Raw genomic sequence first — 16,475 nt, 5'->3', positions numbered from 1 at the left:
TCCGTCGCCGGAGTCAGCCGGCCGGCCGGCCGATCAGCATCGTCGGCGCGCCCGCCACCCGGGTCAGGAACACCGTCGCGGCGTTCGGGCCGCTCGGCTTCACCTTGCGGCGGACCTCCTCCGGTTCGACCGCCGAGCCGCGCTTCTTCACCGTCAGATGGCCGACCTGGCGCTCGCGCAGCAGGGCCTTGAGCCGCTTCAGGTTGAAGGGCAGCTCGTCGGTGATCTCGTAGGCGGTGGCGTACGGCGTCGGGCGCAGTTCGTCGGCCGTGATGTACGCGATCGTCTCGTCGATCAGTCCGCCGTCGAGGTCCTCGGCGGCCTCAGCCACCAGATGGGCGCGGATGACGGCGCCGTCGGGCTCGTACAGGAAGCGGCCGACCTTGCGGACCGCCGGGTCGGGCAGGCCGCGGCCGGTGAGGCCCGCGCCGGCGGGCAGGAGGGTCGCGCGGCGGGCGCCGGTGCCGGTGCCGAACCAGAGCACCGCCTCCTTCACGTCCCCGTGGTCCGAGATCCACTCGGCCTCGGCGGCCTCGGGGACCGCCTCGTGCGGGATGCCGGGGGCGACCTTGAGCGCGGCGTACCGGGCCGTGCGCGCCGCCCCGATCGCCCAGGACAGCGGCGGGGAGTACGCCTCGGGGTCGAAGATCCGGCCGCGTCCGCCCCGGCGGGCCGGGTCGACGAAGAGCGCGTCGTACCCGGAGGTGTCGACGTCGGCGACGTCCGCGCAGCGGACCTCGACGAGCCCGTCGAGTCCGAGGGCCGCCGCGTTCGCGCGGGCGACCTCGGCGGTGAGCGGGTCGCGGTCCACCGCCAGGACGGAGATGCCGGCGCGGGCGAGCGCGATCGCGTCCCCGCCGTTGCCGCAGCACAGGTCGGCCACGCTGCGGACGCCCAGTTCCGTGAACCGTGCGGCGCGGTACGCGGCGACGGAGGCGCGCGTCGACTGCTCGACCCCGTTCGGGGTGAAGTACATGCGGTACGCGTCCTCGGCGCCGAACTTCGCCACCGCCCGCTGCCGCAGCCGCGCCTGCCCGAGCGCCGCCGAGACCAGCTCGGCCGGGTGCTCGCGGCGCAGCCGGGTGGCGAGGGCCAGCTCCTGGGCCGGGTCGTGGTCGCGCAGCTCGGCGAGCAGCGCTTGGCCCTCGTCGCCGAGCAGGGGGCCGAGGAAAACGAAATCGGTCACCCGGCCCATTGTGGGCCAGCAGGGGGATGGTGCGCGCCGGGCGGTGGTGTCGGGCCCTCGCGGGGGAGCGGCGCTGACAGGATGCGGCGCCATGCAGCTAGTACGACAAAAAGGAAAAATGACCATTGGGTGGCGAGGGCGGTGCGTGGTGTTCTCCGCCCTGATCGTCGCCGCGGCCGGCTCGGGCTGTGCGACCGAAAGACCACCCGGACCCGCTCCCGGCCACGGCGGCCCCCTCCCGGCCGGGCCCCCGAGGCCCGCCCCCGGTCAGCCGCAGGCTGTCGGCCCGGCCGGTGCGCTCTCCGCGTATGTGGAACGTACGAAGAGGGCCAGGGCCGCCCGCGACGCGACGGCCAGGCGCTGGGGGCTGAAGAAGACCCCGCTGCCCGCACCGCCGCCGCCGGAGGAGAAGCCGAGGATCACCACGCGCAAGGGCTTCGAGATCACGGGCGGCCACGGCGGGCTCCCGCCGGTCTTCACCACCGTCCCGACCAAGGAGAAGATCGTCTTCCTGACGATCGACGACGGGGTCGAGAAGGATCCCGAGTTCGTGAAGATGATGCGGCAGCTGAAGATCCCCTACAGCGCCTTCCTCAGCGACTACGTCGTACGCGACGACTACGAGTACTTCGAGAAGATGCAGGACCGCGGCGTCGCCCTGCACAACCACACCCTCAACCACCGCTATCTGCGCGGGCTTTCGTACGAGGAGCAGAAGGAGGAGATCTGCGGGCAGCAGGACAGGATCGAGAAGCGCTTCGGGGAGCGTCCCTCGCTCTTCCGTCCGCCGTACGGCGCCTACGACAAGGACACGCTGAAGGCGGCGCAGTCCTGCGGGGTGAAGGCCGTGCCGCTGTGGGCGGCGGAGGCGTTCCCCGACCGCATGGAGTGGCGGGAGGTGGACAAGGACTTGCATCCCGGCGACATCATCCTCACGCATTTCCGGGGCAAGAAGGAGTGGAAGGGGTCCATGGAGGACATGATCCGCAACGTCATGAAGGTCGTGACCGACAAGGGGTACGCGGTCGCGCGGCTGGAGGACTACGTCCCGTAGGCCGAGCGGGGCCGGACGGGTCGAGCGGGGCCGGGCGGGGCCGGGCGAGGTCGAACGTGGGTACGCGCGAGACGCCGCGCCGCGCAGTGAATTGGCACTCCGCTTGACCGAGTGCTAATCGCGGTCATAGTCTCGGCCCTGGCACTCACCACTGGAGAGTGCCAACACAGCGACGGGCAGGTCCGGCACCCGCGACGACGGATCGACCTGGTCGCCACCTCAGACAAGCAAACCCCGTGAGATCTCCGAAGGGGGAGGTCGGATCGTGACGACCACCAGCTCCAAGGTTGCCATCAAGCCGCTCGAGGACCGCATTGTGGTCCAGCCGCTCGACGCCGAGCAGACCACGGCCTCTGGCCTGGTCATTCCGGACACTGCCAAGGAGAAGCCCCAGGAGGGCGTCGTCCTGGCCGTGGGCCCGGGCCGCTTCGAGAACGGCGAGCGCCTGCCGCTCGACGTCAAGACCGGCGATGTCGTGCTCTACAGCAAGTACGGCGGCACCGAGGTGAAGTACAACGGCGAGGAGTACCTCGTCCTCTCGGCCCGCGACGTGCTCGCGATCGTCGAGAAGTAGGTCGAGAAGTAAGACGCGCGTAGGACGGGGCCGGGGGTCTTCCCTCCAGACGCTCCGTACCGCAGCACATTGCTTTTGATCAGCGCCCCGGGCCCCGCGTATCGCCGGGCGCCCGGGGCGCTTTTCGTTCACCCAGTTTTCCGAGAGGGCTGAATCGCTCCCATGGCGAAGATCCTGAAGTTCGACGAGGACGCCCGTCGCGCCCTTGAGCGCGGCGTCAACAAGCTTGCCGACACGGTGAAGGTGACGATCGGCCCCAAGGGCCGCAACGTCGTGATCGACAAGAAGTTCGGTGCCCCCACCATCACCAACGACGGTGTCACGATCGCCCGCGAGGTCGAGATCGAGGACCCGTACGAGAACCTCGGCGCCCAGCTGGTGAAGGAGGTGGCGACCAAGACCAACGACATCGCTGGTGACGGCACCACCACCGCCACCGTGCTCGCCCAGGCCCTGGTCCGCGAGGGTCTGCGCAACGTCGCCGCCGGTGCCTCCCCGGCCGCCCTGAAGAAGGGCATCGACGCCGCGGTCAAGGCCGTCTCCGACGAGCTGATCGCCACCGCGCGTCCGATCGAGGAGAAGTCCGACATCGCCGCCGTCGCCGCGCTGTCCGCCCAGGACCAGCAGGTCGGCGAGCTCATCGCCGAGGCGATGGACAAGGTCGGCAAGGACGGCGTCATCACCGTCGAGGAGTCCAACACCTTCGGCCTGGAGCTCGACTTCACCGAGGGCATGGCCTTCGACAAGGGCTACCTGTCCCCGTACATGGTGACCGACCAGGAGCGTATGGAGGCCGTCCTCGACGACCCGTACATCCTGATCAACCAGGGCAAGATCTCCTCCATCCAGGACCTGCTGCCGCTGCTGGAGAAGGTCATCCAGGCGGGTGGCTCCAAGCCGCTGCTGATCATCGCCGAGGACGTCGAGGGCGAGGCCCTCTCCACCCTCGTCGTCAACAAGATCCGCGGCACCTTCAACGCGGTCGCGGTCAAGGCCCCCGGCTTCGGTGACCGCCGCAAGGCGATGCTCCAGGACATGGCCACCCTCACCGGTGCCACCGTCATCGCCGAGGAGGTCGGCCTCAAGCTCGACCAGGCCGGTCTGGACGTGCTCGGCTCCGCCCGCCGCGTCACCGTCACCAAGGACGACACGACGATCGTCGACGGCGGCGGCAAGAGCGAGGACGTGGCCGGCCGCGTCAACCAGATCAAGGCCGAGATCGAGACCACCGACTCCGACTGGGACCGCGAGAAGCTCCAGGAGCGCCTCGCGAAGCTGGCCGGCGGCGTGTGCGTGATCAAGGTCGGCGCCGCCACCGAGGTGGAGCTGAAGGAGAAGAAGCACCGTCTGGAGGACGCCATCTCCGCGACCCGCGCCGCGGTCGAGGAGGGCATCGTCTCCGGTGGTGGCTCCGCGCTGGTCCACGCCGTCAAGGTGCTCGAGGGCAACCTCGGCAAGGAGGGCGACGAGGCCACCGGTGTCGCCGTCGTCCGCCGCGCCGCCGTCGAGCCGCTGCGCTGGATCGCCGAGAACGCCGGCCTCGAGGGCTACGTCATCACCTCCAAGGTGGCGGAGCTGGAGAAGGGCAACGGCTTCAACGCCGCGACCGGCGAGTACGGCGACCTGGTGAAGGCCGGCGTCATCGACCCGGTCAAGGTCACGCGCTCCGCGCTGGAGAACGCCGCGTCGATCGCCTCCCTGCTGCTCACCACCGAGACCCTCGTGGTGGAGAAGAAGGAAGAGGAGTCGGCGGACGCGGGCCACGGCCACGGCCACGGTCACTCCCACTGAGCCCCACCGCTCAGGGCTTGCTCCAGAAGGCCCCCGTTCCCGGAGAGGGAACGGGGGCCTTCCCCGTACGGGGCCGAGTGGGCGGTGCCGCGTGTGCGGGGTGGGTGCGACCGGCCGCCGCTACATCTCCAGTGCCTCCAGCTGACCCATCAGCCCGAGCCGGTCGTACTGCCACCAGCCCTCGCAGATCATGCCCTCGCGCAGGAGGTGAACGGTCGTACCGGGCATGGACACCTTCTTGCCCGTGGCCTGCAGCCCCAGGAACTCGCCCTTGTGCGTGCCGTTCCAGGTCCAGCGCGTGCACACCCTGTTGCCCTCGGCGATCTGGTCCTCGATGGTGAAGGTGAAGTCGAAGCCGTCGCGCCACGTCCCGACCTCGCGGCGGAACGCCTCGACGCCGATCACGTCCGGCGTGTTGGCCGGGTCGTGGTCGTGGTAGTCCCTGGTGAGGATTCCGTCGAGGCGCCCGGGGTCTTCGGCGAGCGCGTCGGTGAAGAACCTGGCGCACATGTCCTTGTTCAGCTGCTCGTCGCGGATGACCTCCAGGTCGGTGAAGGTCGGCATCCCGTCGCAGAGGGCCACCATCTCCTGGAAGACGCGGTCCGTCTCGGGAAGGTTCGAGTTCTTCATCGCGTCCTCGTACGACGGGAACTCGACGATCTCGATCACATGGGTCGCGTCGGAGCGGTCCGTCGCGACGAGGCTGTGGGTGGCGGTGCGCTTGCCCTTGGTCTGCTCGACCCAGGTGTCCATGAGCTGGTTGAGCTCGTCCACACGATCCGTCTTGCAGTCGATCAACTGTACGAATGTCATGGTGTCTCCCCAGGAGCGGTGGGATACGCCCATTTTAGTGAGGAATGCCCTTATGCGGAGCGGTCCAGGGCCGAGGGCTCTACGGGATCGGCGAACGGCAGCCCCCGCGCGAACCGCTCGACCTCGTCCAGGGCCAGATCGGCCATCCGGTGCAGTTCACGGCCGAGTGACCCCGCGATGTGCGGGGTGAGCAGCACGTTCGGCAGGTCGTACAACGGCGAGTCGGCGGGCGGGACTTCGGGCTCGGTCACGTCCAGTACGGCGGAGAGCCGGCCGGACGTGACCTCCGGGAGCAGCGCTTCCTGGTCGACGAGCGAGCCGCGCGAGGTGTTGATCAGGGTCGCGCCGTCCGGCATCAGCGCGAGCCTGCGGGCGTCGATCATGCCCCGGGTGGCCGGGACCTCGGGGGCGTGCACGGTGACGATGTCGCTGCGCGCGCAGAGCACGTCCAGCGGGACCGCCTCGACGCCGAGACGAGCCGCTTCCGCGTCGTCGACGTACGGGTCGTGGAGCAGGACGCGCAGATCGAAGGGCCGCAGCAGCTCGATCACCCGGCGCCCGATCCGGGAGGCGCCGACGACTCCGACCGTACGGCCGTAGTTGCCGGCGCCCTCGAACTCGTGGTGCCAGTCGTGGGCGGCGCGGACCTCGCGGTAGCGCCGACGGGTGTGCAGGACCCGCTTGTTGGCGAAGAGGATCGCGCCGAGGGTGTACTCGGCCACGGGCAGGGCGTTGGCCGCGGCGGCGGAGGCGACGGTCATTCCGCGGTCCCAGCAGGCCGGGGTGATGTGGTGCTTGACGGATCCGGCGGCGTGGACGACCGCGCGCAGGCGGGGCGCCGCCGCCAGCACGCGCGCGTCGAGCGGAGGCGCTCCCCAGCAGGTGAACAGCAGGTCGGCCTCGGCGAGCGCGGCGGCGACGGCGGGGGAGGGGGCGGTCAGGTCGTGGGCGACGAGACGCGGATCGGTGCGCGCGAGGGAGGCGAGGCGGGCGCGGTGGTCGTCGGTGAGCAGGCGCTCGGCGACGCCGGGGCCCATGGCCAGCAGGACGGACGGCCGTCCGTCCGGGGAATCGGCGGCATTGTCAGTGGCGTGGTGCATGGTGGAAGTCGGGCTCCTCACAGGGGGTTGGGAGCTGCTGACGCGTCAGCTGACTGTCGTGTGTGGGGGGTGCACTGCCATGGGACTGCTTCGGCTGGTTCCGCTGTGGTTACTCGGTCAGTGGTTACTCGATCAATGGCTACTCGGTCATCGGTGGCTCGGTCACCGGTTGCCCGGTCACTTCGGGCCGTACTTGCGGCCGGCCTTCGAGCTGACCCCGCCCAGCAGATTGCGCGGCACCAGCTTCGTCACGCCCATCAGCGCCTTGTACCGGGGGTCCGGAATGGACAGCGTCTTGCCGCGCGCGAGATCCGCGACCGCCGCCGCCACCAGCTTGTCCGCGTCCAGCCACATCCAGCCCGGGATGTTGTCGGTCCCCATACCGGCCCGCTCGTGGAACTCGGTCCGTACGAACCCGGGGCACAGGGCCATCAGCCGCACCCCCGTACCGGCCAGGTCCTTGGCCGCGCCCTGGGTGAACTGCACGACCCACGCCTTGGACGCGCCGTACGTCCCGCGCGGTACGAACGCGGCCACCGACGCCACGTTCACCACCCCGCCCCTGCCCCGCTCCCGCATCGGCTCGGCCGCCGCGGACGTGAGGCGCAGCACCGCCTCGCAGTGCACCTTCAGCATCCTCAGCTCATCGGCCATGGACACCTCCAGATACCGGCCCTTGTTGCCGAACCCGGCGTTGTTCACCAGGAGGTCCACCGGGCGCTTGCGGTCGCCGAGCCGCGCCTCGACCGCGGTGATCCCGTCCTCCTCGGCCAGATCGGCGGTGAGCACCTCCGCCTCGATGCCGTGCCGGTCGTGGAGCTCGGTGGCCTGCTCCTGGAGCCGCTTGGTGGCTCGTGCCACCAGGACCAGATCGTGTCCGTCCGCCGCGAGCCGCCGCGCGAAGGCGGCCCCGATGCCCGCGGTCGCGCCCGTAATCAGTGCTGTCGTCATACGCGGCACGTTAGTGCCCCGCGCCGGGGGCTTCCCCGCGAGCCGTGCTTTGTGGCCAAGCCGGGGGCTTTGCGCACGCGTGCTTTGCGGCGAAGTCGGCGGCTTTGCTACGAGGCGTACTTGGCGGCGTACTCCCGCGCCGTGGCCAGCAGCCCGGACTCCATCCACTCGGCCGCCACCAGCGTGCGTGGCAGCAGCGTGCGCTCCACCGTTGCGGCACGGAACAGCAGGGCGACGGTGATGTCGTGGTCCGGCCGGTGCACGATCTCGACCGGGTCGCCCGCCTGGACCGGGCCGGGCTCGATCACGCGCAGCAGCGCGCCCGGCGCCCCCGCCCGGGTGAAGCGCCTGACCCAGCCGGGCACGCCCACGTGTCCCTGGAACGTACGGCAGGGGATACGGCCGCCGGTCACTTCGAGTACGACCCCCTCGGAGCCCACGCGCCAGCGCTCGCCGATGAGCGCGCCGTTCACATCGAGACCGGTGGTCGTGAGGTTCTCGCCGAACCCCCCGTTGGCCAGCGGCCGTCCGAGCTCCCGCTCCCAGTCGTCGAGGTCCTCGCGCGCGAAGGCGGTCACGGCTCGGTCGTTGCCCCCGTGGAACCGCAGGTCGCTGACCGAATCGCCCTCGACGCCGCTCCCGGCCACGCCCGTCGGGCCGGGCGCGAAGACCCGTACGGGGCCGTCGACCGGACGCTTGTCCACACCGGTGAGCCCGGACGCGGAGTCGGTGTACTCGACGGCCGTGAGCCGTCCCGCATTCACAGACAGAAGCTTCATACGGTCGACGCTAACCGAGCAGTGTCAAAGCATCCATTGAATAATTCGCTTGTCACCCAAGGCTCCCTTATGCTCAAGGGGTGATCGAGGCTCGTCATCTCCGTGTCCTGCGCGCAGTCGCCGCCACCGGTTCCTTCTCGGCTGCGGCGCGCGAGCTGGGCTGCACCCAGCCGGCCGTCAGCCAGCAGATGAAGGCGCTCGAAAGCGCCGCGGGGACCCCGCTGCTGATCCGGACCGGCCGCGAGATGCGCCTGACCCAGGCGGGTGAGGTGCTGGTGCGCCACGCCGCCGGCATCCTGGCCGGGCTGACCGCCGCGGAGGAGGAGGTCGCGGCGATCGCGGGGCTGCGTGCCGGCCGGGTCCGCCTGGTCTCGTTCTCCAGTGGCAGCTCCACGCTCGTGCCCACCGCGCTCGCGGCCCTGCGCGCCGCCCACCCGGGCACCCGCGTCTCACTGGTCGAGGCCGAGCCGCCGCGCTCGGAGGAGATGCTGCGGGAGGGCGACTGCGATGTGGCGCTCGCGTTCCGGTACGGCACCGGGGGCGCGGAGTGGGAAGACCTGGTCGTGCGGCCGCTGCTGAGCGACCGTCTCGTGGGCCTGGTGCCCGAGGGCCACCGGCTCGCGGACGCCGATGCGCTGTCGATCGCCGATCTGGCGGACGAGCCGTGGATCGCGGGCTGCCCGCGCTGCCGCCGCCAACTCGTGGCGGTCTGCGAGGAATCCGGGTTCACGCCCAGGATCGACTTCGCCACGGACGACTATCCGGCCGTGGTCGGACTGGTCGGCGCGGGGCTCGGCGTGGCCGTACTGCCGGAGCTGGCGCTGGAGTCGGTGCTGCACAAGGGCGCGCGCACGGTGGCCGTGGAGCCGTACGTGCACCGCGAGATCGTCGCGCTGACGCTCCCCGATCTGGCCCAGGTCCCCGCGGTCGCGGCCACCCTGGACCAACTCGCGCTGGCCGCGGCGCGCTGAACGTCCGTACCTGCGAACGGCCGTGAACGGCTGTCAATGACTGTCAACGGCGCTGAACTGTTGCCGGCCGACGCTGGTCCGAACGGTGCAGGAACGTTTCTTCGAAAGTGGTGGCCGGGTGTCAGCCGTGCGGCGCGCCGCCCGCCCCGGCCGCCGGGATCAGTCGGTTCCGCGCTCGCCCCATGAGCTCCTCACGCTCGTCCTCCGTCAGGCCACCCCATACCCCGTAGGGCTCCCGCACTGCCAGCGCGTGCGCCGCACACTCCGCGCGCACCGGGCACCGCATGCAGACCTCTTTCGCTGAGTTCTCGCGCGCACTCCTTGCCGCGCCGCGCTCCCCCTCGGGGTGGAAGAAGAGTGAGCTGTCTACCCCACGGCATGCCGCGAGCAGCTGCCAGTCCCACAGATCGGCATTCGGTCCGGGAAGGCGGGAGAAATCTGCCATAGCGCATGTCCCCTTGTAGCCGTGCTGAGTGGTTTGCCCTGAAGCTCCGACCGTACATCCACGGTGTAAGTAGATGTAAATATGACTCATTGCGAATCTAGCCTCAGACACTGAAAAAAGGGAAGAAGAGCAGCTAAATGGGGCATAGCGTCCACATGATGCGTCGGTGAGTTGTGTCGCTCTCCTTCGTGCGCGGGTCCTCACGTAGAGTGCCGAAGGTGCCCGCCGCACCCGTAACTCTTTCGAGTGACCGTCGTTGAGAGGGCGGAGGCGGTTGAGAGAACAAGCGCTCGGGCAGGAGCCCGGGAGCGTCAACCGCACAGGTGACGATACGTAACCAGCCTGGAGGCTCAAGGTGACGCGCATCAGCTGCGGAGGGCGGCCATGACATCCGTCCTCGTCTGCGACGACTCCCCGCTCGCCCGAGAGGCGCTCCGTCGCGCGGTCGCAACCGTGCCCGGCGTAGAGCGCGTGACGACCGCGGCCAACGGCGAGGAAGTCCTCCGCCGCTGGGGCGCCGACCGCTCGGACCTGATTCTGATGGACGTACGCATGCCCGGACTGGGCGGCGTCGAGACCGTCCGCCGGCTGCTGTCCGCCGACCCCGGCGCCCGGATCATCATGCTCACCGTCGCCGAGGACCTGGACGGCGTCGCGCTCGCCGTCGCCGCCGGTGCCCGTGGCTATCTGCACAAGGACGCCTCGCGCGCCGAGCTGCGGGCCACGGTCACCCAGGCGCTCGCCGACCCGACCTGGCGGCTCGCGCCGCGCAGACTGCGCTCGGCCGAGATGGGCGCCGCGCCCACGCTCACCGCGCGCGAGATCCAGGTGCTCGAGGGAATGAGCCACGGCAGGTCCAACGCCGAGATCGGGCGCGAGCTGTTCCTCTCCGAGGACACGGTGAAGACGCACGCCAGGCGGCTGTTCAAGAAACTGGGCGCCTCGGACCGGGCGCACGCGGTCGCGCTCGGATTCCGCTGGGGCCTGGTCCGCTGAGCGGTGCCGGGCGTACGGCCGTCCCCGCCCGCCGCCGGGTGGGCGGGTCGACCGGAGCGCTTGGGCGCATGTTTCCCGCGCGATGCCGCATCCTTGAGTTGTGGAGTTCCTCGGGGACGAGTCGGTCGAGCACAAGGGGAGGGCGCAGGGGATGACTTCCGGCGCACCTGCTCATAACGCTTCGGTGCACAACTACGGACACGGTGCCATGGAACAGCGGCAGCCAAGGCACCATGGACCGATGCGTGACGACGAGGCGGCGACACCCCCAGGGGCCATCGGTGCACTCGTCCACCGTGCCGTCGAAGGCGACGAGCAGGCGACACACGACCTGCTCGCGCATGTGCACCCGCTCGCCCTGCGCTACTGCCGCACGCGGCTGAACCGGCTGCCGGGTGATGCTCGCCACTTCGTCGAGGACCTCGCGCAGGAAGTCTGCGTCGCGGTCCTCATGGCGCTGCCGCGCTACAAGGACACCGGGCGCCCCTTCGAGGCGTTCGTCTTCGCCATCGCCACGCACAAGGTCGCCGATCTCCAGCGGGCGGCCATGCGGCATCCCGGCTCCACGGCCGTTCCGTCCGACGAGATGCCGGAGCGCCCCGACGATTCGCTCGGCCCCGAGGAGCGAGCCCTGCTCAGCGATGACGCCGAGTGGGCCAAGAAGCTCCTGGCCAACCTCCCGGAGAACCAGCGCGAGCTGCTGGTGCTGCGGGTGGCCGTGGGTCTGACGGCCGAGGAGACGGGGCAGATGCTCGGAATGTCTCCGGGTGCGGTGCGGGTGGCGCAGCACCGTGCGCTGAGCCGGCTGCGCGCGCTCGCCGAGCAGTAGCCCGGGGCAACGGGTCGTCCGTACGAACACACAAATCTGCTCGCTGATCTTGGTAGTGGAATGAGACACGGGCGGATCCCGTTAGCATGGACATCCGCACCGATCAAGGCCATTTGGGGAAGGTGTCATGACTGCCAACGTCGACGGAGTGCCCGAGAAATTCGCGACACTCGGGCTGACCTACGACGACGTGCTGCTGCTCCCGGGCGCGTCGGACATGGCGCCCGACCAGATCGACACCTCCTCGTTCATCTCGAAGAACGTCCGGGTGAACATCCCACTGCTGTCCGCCGCCATGGACAAGGTCACCGAGTCGCGGATGGCCATCGCGATGGCCCGCCAGGGCGGTGTCGGTGTCCTCCACCGCAATCTCTCCATCGCCGACCAGGCCAACCAGGTCGACCTGGTCAAGCGGTCCGAGTCCGGCATGGTCTCGGACCCGATCACGGTGAACCCCGACGCGACGCTCGCCGAGGCCGACGCGATCTGCGCCAAGTTCCGCATCAGCGGTGTCCCCGTCACCGACCAGGCGGGCAAGCTGCTCGGCATCGTGACCAACCGCGACATGGCCTTCGAGTCCGAGCGCGGCCGTCAGGTCCGCGAGGTCATGACCCCGATGCCGCTGGTCACCGGCAAGGTCGGCATCTCGGGCGTGGACGCGATGGACCTGCTGCGCCGCCACAAGATCGAGAAGCTGCCGCTCGTCGACGACCAGGGCGTTCTCAAGGGCCTCATCACCGTCAAGGACTTCGTCAAGGCGGAGAAGTACCCGAACGCGGCGAAGGACAAGGACGGCCGGCTGCTCGTCGGCGCCGCCGTCGGTGTCGCCGGTGACGCCTTCGAGCGCTCCCAGGCGCTGATCGAGGCCGGTGTCGACTTCATCGTCGTCGACACCGCGCACGGCCACTCCCGGCTGGTCGGCGACATGGTCGCCAAGATCAAGTCCAACGCGTCGGTGGATGTCATCGGCGGCAACGTGGCCACCCGCGACGGCGCCCAGGCGCTGATCGACGCGGGTGTCGACGGCATCAAGGTCGGTGTCGGTCCGGGCTCGATCTGTACGACGCGCGTCGTCGCCGGCATCGGAGTCCCGCAGGTCACCGCGATCTACGAGGCCTCGCTCGCGGCGAAGGCGGCGGGCGTCCCGGTCATCGGTGACGGCGGCCTCCAGTACAGCGGCGACATCGCCAAGGCCCTGGTCGCCGGTGCCGACACGGTGATGCTCGGCTCCCTGCTCGCGGGCTGCGAGGAGTCGCCCGGCGAGCTGATGTTCATCAACGGCAAGCAGTTCAAGTCGTACCGTGGCATGGGCTCGCTCGGCGCCATGCAGTCCCGCGGTGAACAGCGCTCCTTCTCCAAGGACCGCTACTTCCAGGAGGGCGTCGCCTCCGACGAGAAGCTCGTGCCCGAGGGCATCGAGGGCCAGGTGCCCTACCGGGGCCCGCTCTCCGCGGTCGTGCACCAGCTGGTCGGCGGTCTCCGCCAGTCGATGTTCTACGTCGGCGGGCGCACGGTGCCGGAGCTCCAGGACCGCGGCCGGTTCGTACGGATCACGTCGGCGGGCCTCAAGGAGAGCCACCCGCACGACATCCAGATGACCGTCGAGGCGCCGAACTACAGCCGTAAGTAGTCCGCGCACACACCGTCCGCGTCGTCCACGTAGTGAGAGGGGCGGCTCCAGGGGCTTCCTGGAGCCGCCCCTGACGTGTGCGTCGGGGATACTGGTAGGCGCAGACGTAGAGGGAAAGGCCACACATCGTGACTGAGATCGAGATCGGGCGCGGCAAGCGCGGCCGCAGGGCGTACGCGTTCGACGACATCGCCGTCGTACCGAGCCGGCGCACCCGGGACCCGAAGGAGGTCTCGATCGCGTGGCAGATCGACGCCTACCGCTTCGAGCTGCCGTTCCTGGCCGCCCCGATGGACTCGGTGGTCTCCCCGCAGACCGCCATCCGCATCGGTGAGCTGGGCGGCCTCGGCGTCCTGAACCTCGAGGGCCTGTGGACCCGGTACGAGGACCCGCAGCCCCTGCTGGACGAGATCGCCGAGCTGGACGAGGCGAACGCCACCCGTCGTCTCCAGGAGATCTACGCCGCCCCGATCAAGGAGGAGCTGATCGGGCAGCGCATCAAGGAGGTGCGGGACTCCGGCGTCGTGACGGCCGCCGCGCTCTCGCCGCAGCGCACCGCCCAGTTCTCCAAGGCGGTCGTGGACGCGGGTGTGGACATCTTCGTCATCCGCGGCACGACTGTGTCGGCCGAGCACGTGTCGGGTGCCGCCGAGCCGCTGAACCTGAAGCAGTTCATCTACGAGCTGGACGTTCCGGTCATCGTGGGTGGGTGCGCGACCTACACGGCGGCCCTGCACCTGATGCGTACGGGCGCGGCGGGCGTCCTGGTGGGCTTCGGCGGCGGCGCCGCGCACACCACCCGTAACGTTCTGGGCATCCAGGTCCCGATGGCGACGGCGGTGGCGGATGTCGCCGCGGCGCGCCGCGACTACATGGACGAGTCCGGCGGCCGGTACGTGCACGTCATCGCCGACGGCGGCGTGGGCTGGTCCGGCGACCTCCCGAAGGCCGTGGCCTGCGGTGCGGACGCCGTCATGATCGGCTCCCCGCTGGCCCGTGCGACGGACGCGCCCGGCCGCGGCCACCACTGGGGCATGGAGGCCGTCCACGAGGACGTGCCGCGCGGCAAGCTGGTCGACCTGGGCATCGTCGGGACGACGGAGGAGGTCCTGACCGGCCCCTCGCACACCCCGGACGGCTCGATGAACTTCTTCGGCGCCCTGAAGCGGGCCATGGCGACCACGGGCTACAGCGAGCTCAAGGAGTTCCAGCGCGTCGAGGTGACGGTCGCGGACGCGCAGCACAAGCGCTGACCGCAGGCCGGCATCCGGTCGGCATCCGTACGAGGACGAGGGGCCCCGCACCTGCACGGTGCGGGGCCCCTCGTCCTCGTACGCGGCCGACGGTCAGCCGGTGGGCGGAGCGATCGTCACTCCGCGCCCTTCTTGGCGCCTCCGAACGCGGCGACGGCGGCCAGAGCGAAGAACACGAAGGTCATGAACTCCTTGCCGACGTTCCAGGCCTCCGTCAGCAGCGAGAAGTTCTCGAAGAGCATCTCGGTCGTGGAGACGTTCAGCTCCTCGGCGGCGATGATCGCGAGGGCGAGGATCTGGCCGAGGTAGACCGCGCCGAGGGAGAACACCGCGCTCACGACGGGCAGGACCGGACCACGGCCGCCGACCTTGGAGGCGGCGAAGCCGGTCAGGAAACCGACGCCGATGGCGGCCCAGCCGATCTCCCGCTCGATCGATCCGGCGATACCGCCGTAGACGCCGGCCGCGACGAGCGCCGCGACCAGGGCGACCACCACGCCGAGGGCGAGATTGCCGCGTGCCGGCGCGGTCGGTACGGGCGCCGGGGCGGGCGCGGCGCCTTCGGCGAAGGGGTTGCCGGGCGGCGGAACGGACTGGGACATGCTGGTATCCCCCCAGGGACGTAGAAACGCACGAGTGTGCGACGAGGTGGCGCTGGAGGCTAGCACTACGGTCCGGCGTCGCACACACCGATTCCCCGGGCGGTGGCCCGGGGAGTCCTCACAGGCGGTGTGCCGCGCCCGCGGGGGAGGCACCGCGGGTGTCCAGGAGCAGCTGCGCCTTGACCGCCAGGCCCTGGAGGTCGTACGTGCGGTGGTGCTGGAGCAGGATCGTCAGGTCGGCGTTGGCGGCGGCCTCGTAGAGGGAGTCCGCGCGGGGGACCGGCCGGTCGCGGACGCGCCAGTCGGGGACGTACGGATCGTGGTAGCTGACGGACGCGCCCAGTTCGATGAGCCGCTGGGCGATCTCGGGGGCGGGGGAGCCCTGGAGGTCGGCGAGGTCCGGCTTGTAGGTGATGCCGAGCAGCAGGATCCGGGCCGCGCGGGCGGACTTGCCGTGCTCGTTGAGGAGGGTGGCGCCGCGCTGGATGACGTACTGCGGCATGCGCTCGTTGACCTGTCCCGCGAGCTCGACCAGGCGCAGGCCGCGGTGGGGGCCGACCGTGTCGAGGGGGACGCCGTGGCCGCCGACGCCGGGGCCGGGGCGGAAGGCCTCGAAGCCGTACGGCTTGGTCTCGGCGCAGCGGATGACGTCCCAGAGGTCGACGCCCAGATCGTGGCAGAGCACCGCCATCTCGTTGACGAGGGCGATGTTGACGTGCCGGAAGTTCGTTTCGAGCAGCTTGACGGTCTCGGCCTCGCGCGGGCCACGGGCACGGACCACCTTGTCCGTGACGCGGGCGTAGAACGCGGCGGCGGATTCGGTGCAGGCGGGGGTGAGTCCGCCGATCACCTTGGGGGTGTTGGTGTAGCCGTGGGTGCGGTTGCCGGGGTCGAGCCGGCTGGGGGAGTACGCGAGGTGGAAGTCGCGGCCCGCGCGCAGCCCGGAACCCTGTTCGAGGATCGGCCGCAGGTAACTCTCCGTGGTGCCGGGCTCGGCGGCGGATTCGAGGATGACGGTCGTACGCGGGCGGAGTCGCCCGGCCAGGGCGCGGGCGGCGTCGGCGACGGCGGTGAGGTCGAGCGACCGGTCCGCGCCGAGGGGGGTGGGGGCACAGATGACGGCGGTACGGACCCGGCCCAGCTCGGCGGGATTGCTGGTGGGCCGGAAGCCGCCCGAGAGCATCCGGCGGATCTCGGAGGCGCTGAGAGAGCCGACCACGGGCGGGCGTCCGGCTGCGAGTTCGGCGACCGGGCGGGGGTCGGTGTCGTAGCCGATCGTCTCGATGCCGGCGGCTACGGCGGCTTGGGCGAGCGGGAGTCCTAGGTGGCCGAGTCCGATGACGGCGAGATCTGCGGGCATGGCGGTGAGCCGTCCTTCCCGGTAGCCGAAGCTCCCAGTAGCCGAAGGGGACGCCACCCGCAAGTCCTGTGGACAGAACGAGCGGGCGCAATGTCAGACTAGGAGTAAATATGACCGATTTGCTGGATTGTGGGTGTCTGG

The 16,475-nt window shown here is 70.3% G+C and carries 16 protein-coding genes; 8 read left to right on the top strand and 8 right to left on the bottom strand.

Going from position 1 to position 16,475, the window contains the following annotated elements:
* Positions 1 to 13: 13 nt before the first annotated feature.
* Positions 14 to 1,195, bottom strand: a complete 1,182-nt coding sequence (locus ABT342_RS02550) for a THUMP-like domain-containing protein (RefSeq protein WP_351565858.1) — start codon at positions 1,193 to 1,195, stop codon at positions 14 to 16.
* 109 nt (positions 1,196 to 1,304) lie between these two features.
* Here ABT342_RS02550 and ABT342_RS02545 point away from each other — a divergent pair, with 109 nt between their 5' ends.
* The 3 genes from ABT342_RS02545 (at position 1,305) to groL (ending at position 4,605) form a co-directional block, all read left to right on the top strand.
* Positions 1,305 to 2,240 (top strand): polysaccharide deacetylase family protein, encoded by a 936-nt coding sequence (locus ABT342_RS02545; RefSeq protein ID WP_351565856.1) that lies wholly within the window; start codon positions 1,305 to 1,307, stop codon positions 2,238 to 2,240.
* A 265-nt stretch (positions 2,241 to 2,505) separates the two neighbouring features.
* Positions 2,506 to 2,814: a co-chaperone GroES gene (groES, locus tag ABT342_RS02540; protein ID WP_015035628.1), complete on the top strand. Its 309-nt coding sequence runs from the start codon at positions 2,506 to 2,508 to the stop codon at positions 2,812 to 2,814.
* Between the two features lie 162 nt (positions 2,815 to 2,976).
* Complete coding sequence (groL, locus tag ABT342_RS02535) at positions 2,977 to 4,605, top strand: chaperonin GroEL (protein ID WP_351565853.1); 1,629 nt, start codon at positions 2,977 to 2,979, stop codon at positions 4,603 to 4,605.
* A gap of 120 nt (positions 4,606 to 4,725) precedes the next feature.
* Here groL and ABT342_RS02530 read toward each other — a convergent pair whose 3' ends face one another.
* The 4 genes from ABT342_RS02530 to ABT342_RS02515 all read right to left on the bottom strand — a co-directional run bounded on the left by ABT342_RS02530 (position 4,726) and on the right by ABT342_RS02515 (position 8,248).
* Positions 4,726 to 5,418 carry an ester cyclase gene (locus ABT342_RS02530; protein ID WP_351565850.1) on the bottom strand — a complete coding sequence of 231 codons (693 nt, stop codon included), beginning with the start codon at positions 5,416 to 5,418 and terminating at the stop codon, positions 4,726 to 4,728.
* Between the two features lie 50 nt (positions 5,419 to 5,468).
* A complete protein-coding gene (locus ABT342_RS02525) occupies positions 5,469 to 6,518 on the bottom strand; it encodes a hydroxyacid dehydrogenase (protein WP_351565847.1) in 1,050 nt (349 codons plus the stop codon).
* Between the two features lie 177 nt (positions 6,519 to 6,695).
* Entirely contained in the window at positions 6,696 to 7,469 is a 774-nt protein-coding gene (locus ABT342_RS02520) for an SDR family NAD(P)-dependent oxidoreductase (protein ID WP_351565844.1), read from the bottom strand.
* 107 nt (positions 7,470 to 7,576) lie between these two features.
* Positions 7,577 to 8,248 carry an MOSC domain-containing protein gene (locus ABT342_RS02515; RefSeq protein ID WP_351565841.1) on the bottom strand — a complete coding sequence of 224 codons (672 nt, stop codon included), beginning with the start codon at positions 8,246 to 8,248 and terminating at the stop codon, positions 7,577 to 7,579.
* Positions 8,249 to 8,328: 80 nt separating this feature from the next.
* On the opposite strand from ABT342_RS02515, the gene ABT342_RS02510 reads away from it, so the two are divergent.
* The gene (locus ABT342_RS02510; RefSeq protein ID WP_351565838.1) at positions 8,329 to 9,219 is read left to right on the top strand and encodes a LysR family transcriptional regulator; all 891 of its coding nucleotides are present in this window, start codon (positions 8,329 to 8,331) and stop codon (positions 9,217 to 9,219) included.
* A 121-nt stretch (positions 9,220 to 9,340) separates the two neighbouring features.
* Here ABT342_RS02510 and ABT342_RS02505 read toward each other — a convergent pair whose 3' ends face one another.
* Positions 9,341 to 9,664, bottom strand: a complete 324-nt coding sequence (locus ABT342_RS02505; RefSeq protein ID WP_351565835.1) for a WhiB family transcriptional regulator — start codon at positions 9,662 to 9,664, stop codon at positions 9,341 to 9,343.
* 384 nt (positions 9,665 to 10,048) lie between these two features.
* Here ABT342_RS02505 and ABT342_RS02500 point away from each other — a divergent pair, with 384 nt between their 5' ends.
* The 4 genes from ABT342_RS02500 (at position 10,049) to ABT342_RS02485 (ending at position 14,372) form a co-directional block, all read left to right on the top strand.
* Entirely contained in the window at positions 10,049 to 10,660 is a 612-nt protein-coding gene (locus ABT342_RS02500) for a response regulator transcription factor (RefSeq protein ID WP_003948568.1), read from the top strand.
* A 241-nt stretch (positions 10,661 to 10,901) separates the two neighbouring features.
* Positions 10,902 to 11,489 carry a sigma-70 family RNA polymerase sigma factor gene (locus ABT342_RS02495; protein WP_351565832.1) on the top strand — a complete coding sequence of 196 codons (588 nt, stop codon included), beginning with the start codon at positions 10,902 to 10,904 and terminating at the stop codon, positions 11,487 to 11,489.
* A 127-nt stretch (positions 11,490 to 11,616) separates the two neighbouring features.
* Positions 11,617 to 13,119, top strand: coding sequence for an IMP dehydrogenase (gene guaB, locus ABT342_RS02490; RefSeq protein ID WP_351565829.1), 1,503 nt, complete (start codon positions 11,617 to 11,619; stop codon positions 13,117 to 13,119).
* A gap of 128 nt (positions 13,120 to 13,247) precedes the next feature.
* A complete protein-coding gene (locus ABT342_RS02485; RefSeq protein WP_351565826.1) occupies positions 13,248 to 14,372 on the top strand; it encodes a GuaB3 family IMP dehydrogenase-related protein in 1,125 nt (374 codons plus the stop codon).
* Between the two features lie 116 nt (positions 14,373 to 14,488).
* On the opposite strand, the gene ABT342_RS02480 is transcribed toward ABT342_RS02485, so the two are convergent.
* Positions 14,489 to 14,974: a hypothetical protein gene (locus tag ABT342_RS02480; protein WP_351565823.1), complete on the bottom strand. Its 486-nt coding sequence runs from the start codon at positions 14,972 to 14,974 to the stop codon at positions 14,489 to 14,491.
* A 118-nt stretch (positions 14,975 to 15,092) separates the two neighbouring features.
* Entirely contained in the window at positions 15,093 to 16,334 is a 1,242-nt protein-coding gene (locus ABT342_RS02475) for a nucleotide sugar dehydrogenase (RefSeq protein WP_351565820.1), read from the bottom strand.
* Between the last annotated feature and the right edge of the window lie 141 nt (positions 16,335 to 16,475).

The organism is Streptomyces sp. NPDC000410, assembly GCF_040300305.1.
GTDB lineage: Bacteria > Actinomycetota > Actinomycetes > Streptomycetales > Streptomycetaceae > Streptomyces.
Note: the sequence above shows the minus strand (reverse complement) of the source record. Positions and strands in the feature narration are given on the sequence as shown.

What these genes read in the sequence shown, in the direction of transcription:
- ABT342_RS02550 (WP_351565858.1), bottom strand. Translation starts at nt 1,195, where the DNA reads ATGGGCCGGGTGACCGATTTCGTTTTCCTCGGCCCCCTGCTCGGCGAC.
- ABT342_RS02545 (WP_351565856.1), top strand. Translation starts at nt 1,305, where the DNA reads ATGACCATTGGGTGGCGAGGGCGGTGCGTGGTGTTCTCCGCCCTGATC.
- groL (WP_351565853.1), top strand. Translation starts at nt 2,977, where the DNA reads ATGGCGAAGATCCTGAAGTTCGACGAGGACGCCCGTCGCGCCCTTGAG.
- ABT342_RS02530 (WP_351565850.1), bottom strand. Translation starts at nt 5,418, where the DNA reads ATGACATTCGTACAGTTGATCGACTGCAAGACGGATCGTGTGGACGAG.
- ABT342_RS02525 (WP_351565847.1), bottom strand. Translation starts at nt 6,518, where the DNA reads ATGCACCACGCCACTGACAATGCCGCCGATTCCCCGGACGGACGGCCG.
- ABT342_RS02520 (WP_351565844.1), bottom strand. Translation starts at nt 7,469, where the DNA reads ATGACGACAGCACTGATTACGGGCGCGACCGCGGGCATCGGGGCCGCC.
- ABT342_RS02515 (WP_351565841.1), bottom strand. Translation starts at nt 8,248, where the DNA reads ATGAAGCTTCTGTCTGTGAATGCGGGACGGCTCACGGCCGTCGAGTAC.
- ABT342_RS02505 (WP_351565835.1), bottom strand. Translation starts at nt 9,664, where the DNA reads ATGGCAGATTTCTCCCGCCTTCCCGGACCGAATGCCGATCTGTGGGAC.
- ABT342_RS02500 (WP_003948568.1), top strand. Translation starts at nt 10,049, where the DNA reads ATGACATCCGTCCTCGTCTGCGACGACTCCCCGCTCGCCCGAGAGGCG.
- ABT342_RS02495 (WP_351565832.1), top strand. Translation starts at nt 10,902, where the DNA reads ATGCGTGACGACGAGGCGGCGACACCCCCAGGGGCCATCGGTGCACTC.
- guaB (WP_351565829.1), top strand. Translation starts at nt 11,617, where the DNA reads ATGACTGCCAACGTCGACGGAGTGCCCGAGAAATTCGCGACACTCGGG.
- ABT342_RS02480 (WP_351565823.1), bottom strand. Translation starts at nt 14,974, where the DNA reads ATGTCCCAGTCCGTTCCGCCGCCCGGCAACCCCTTCGCCGAAGGCGCC.
- ABT342_RS02475 (WP_351565820.1), bottom strand. Translation starts at nt 16,334, where the DNA reads ATGCCCGCAGATCTCGCCGTCATCGGACTCGGCCACCTAGGACTCCCG.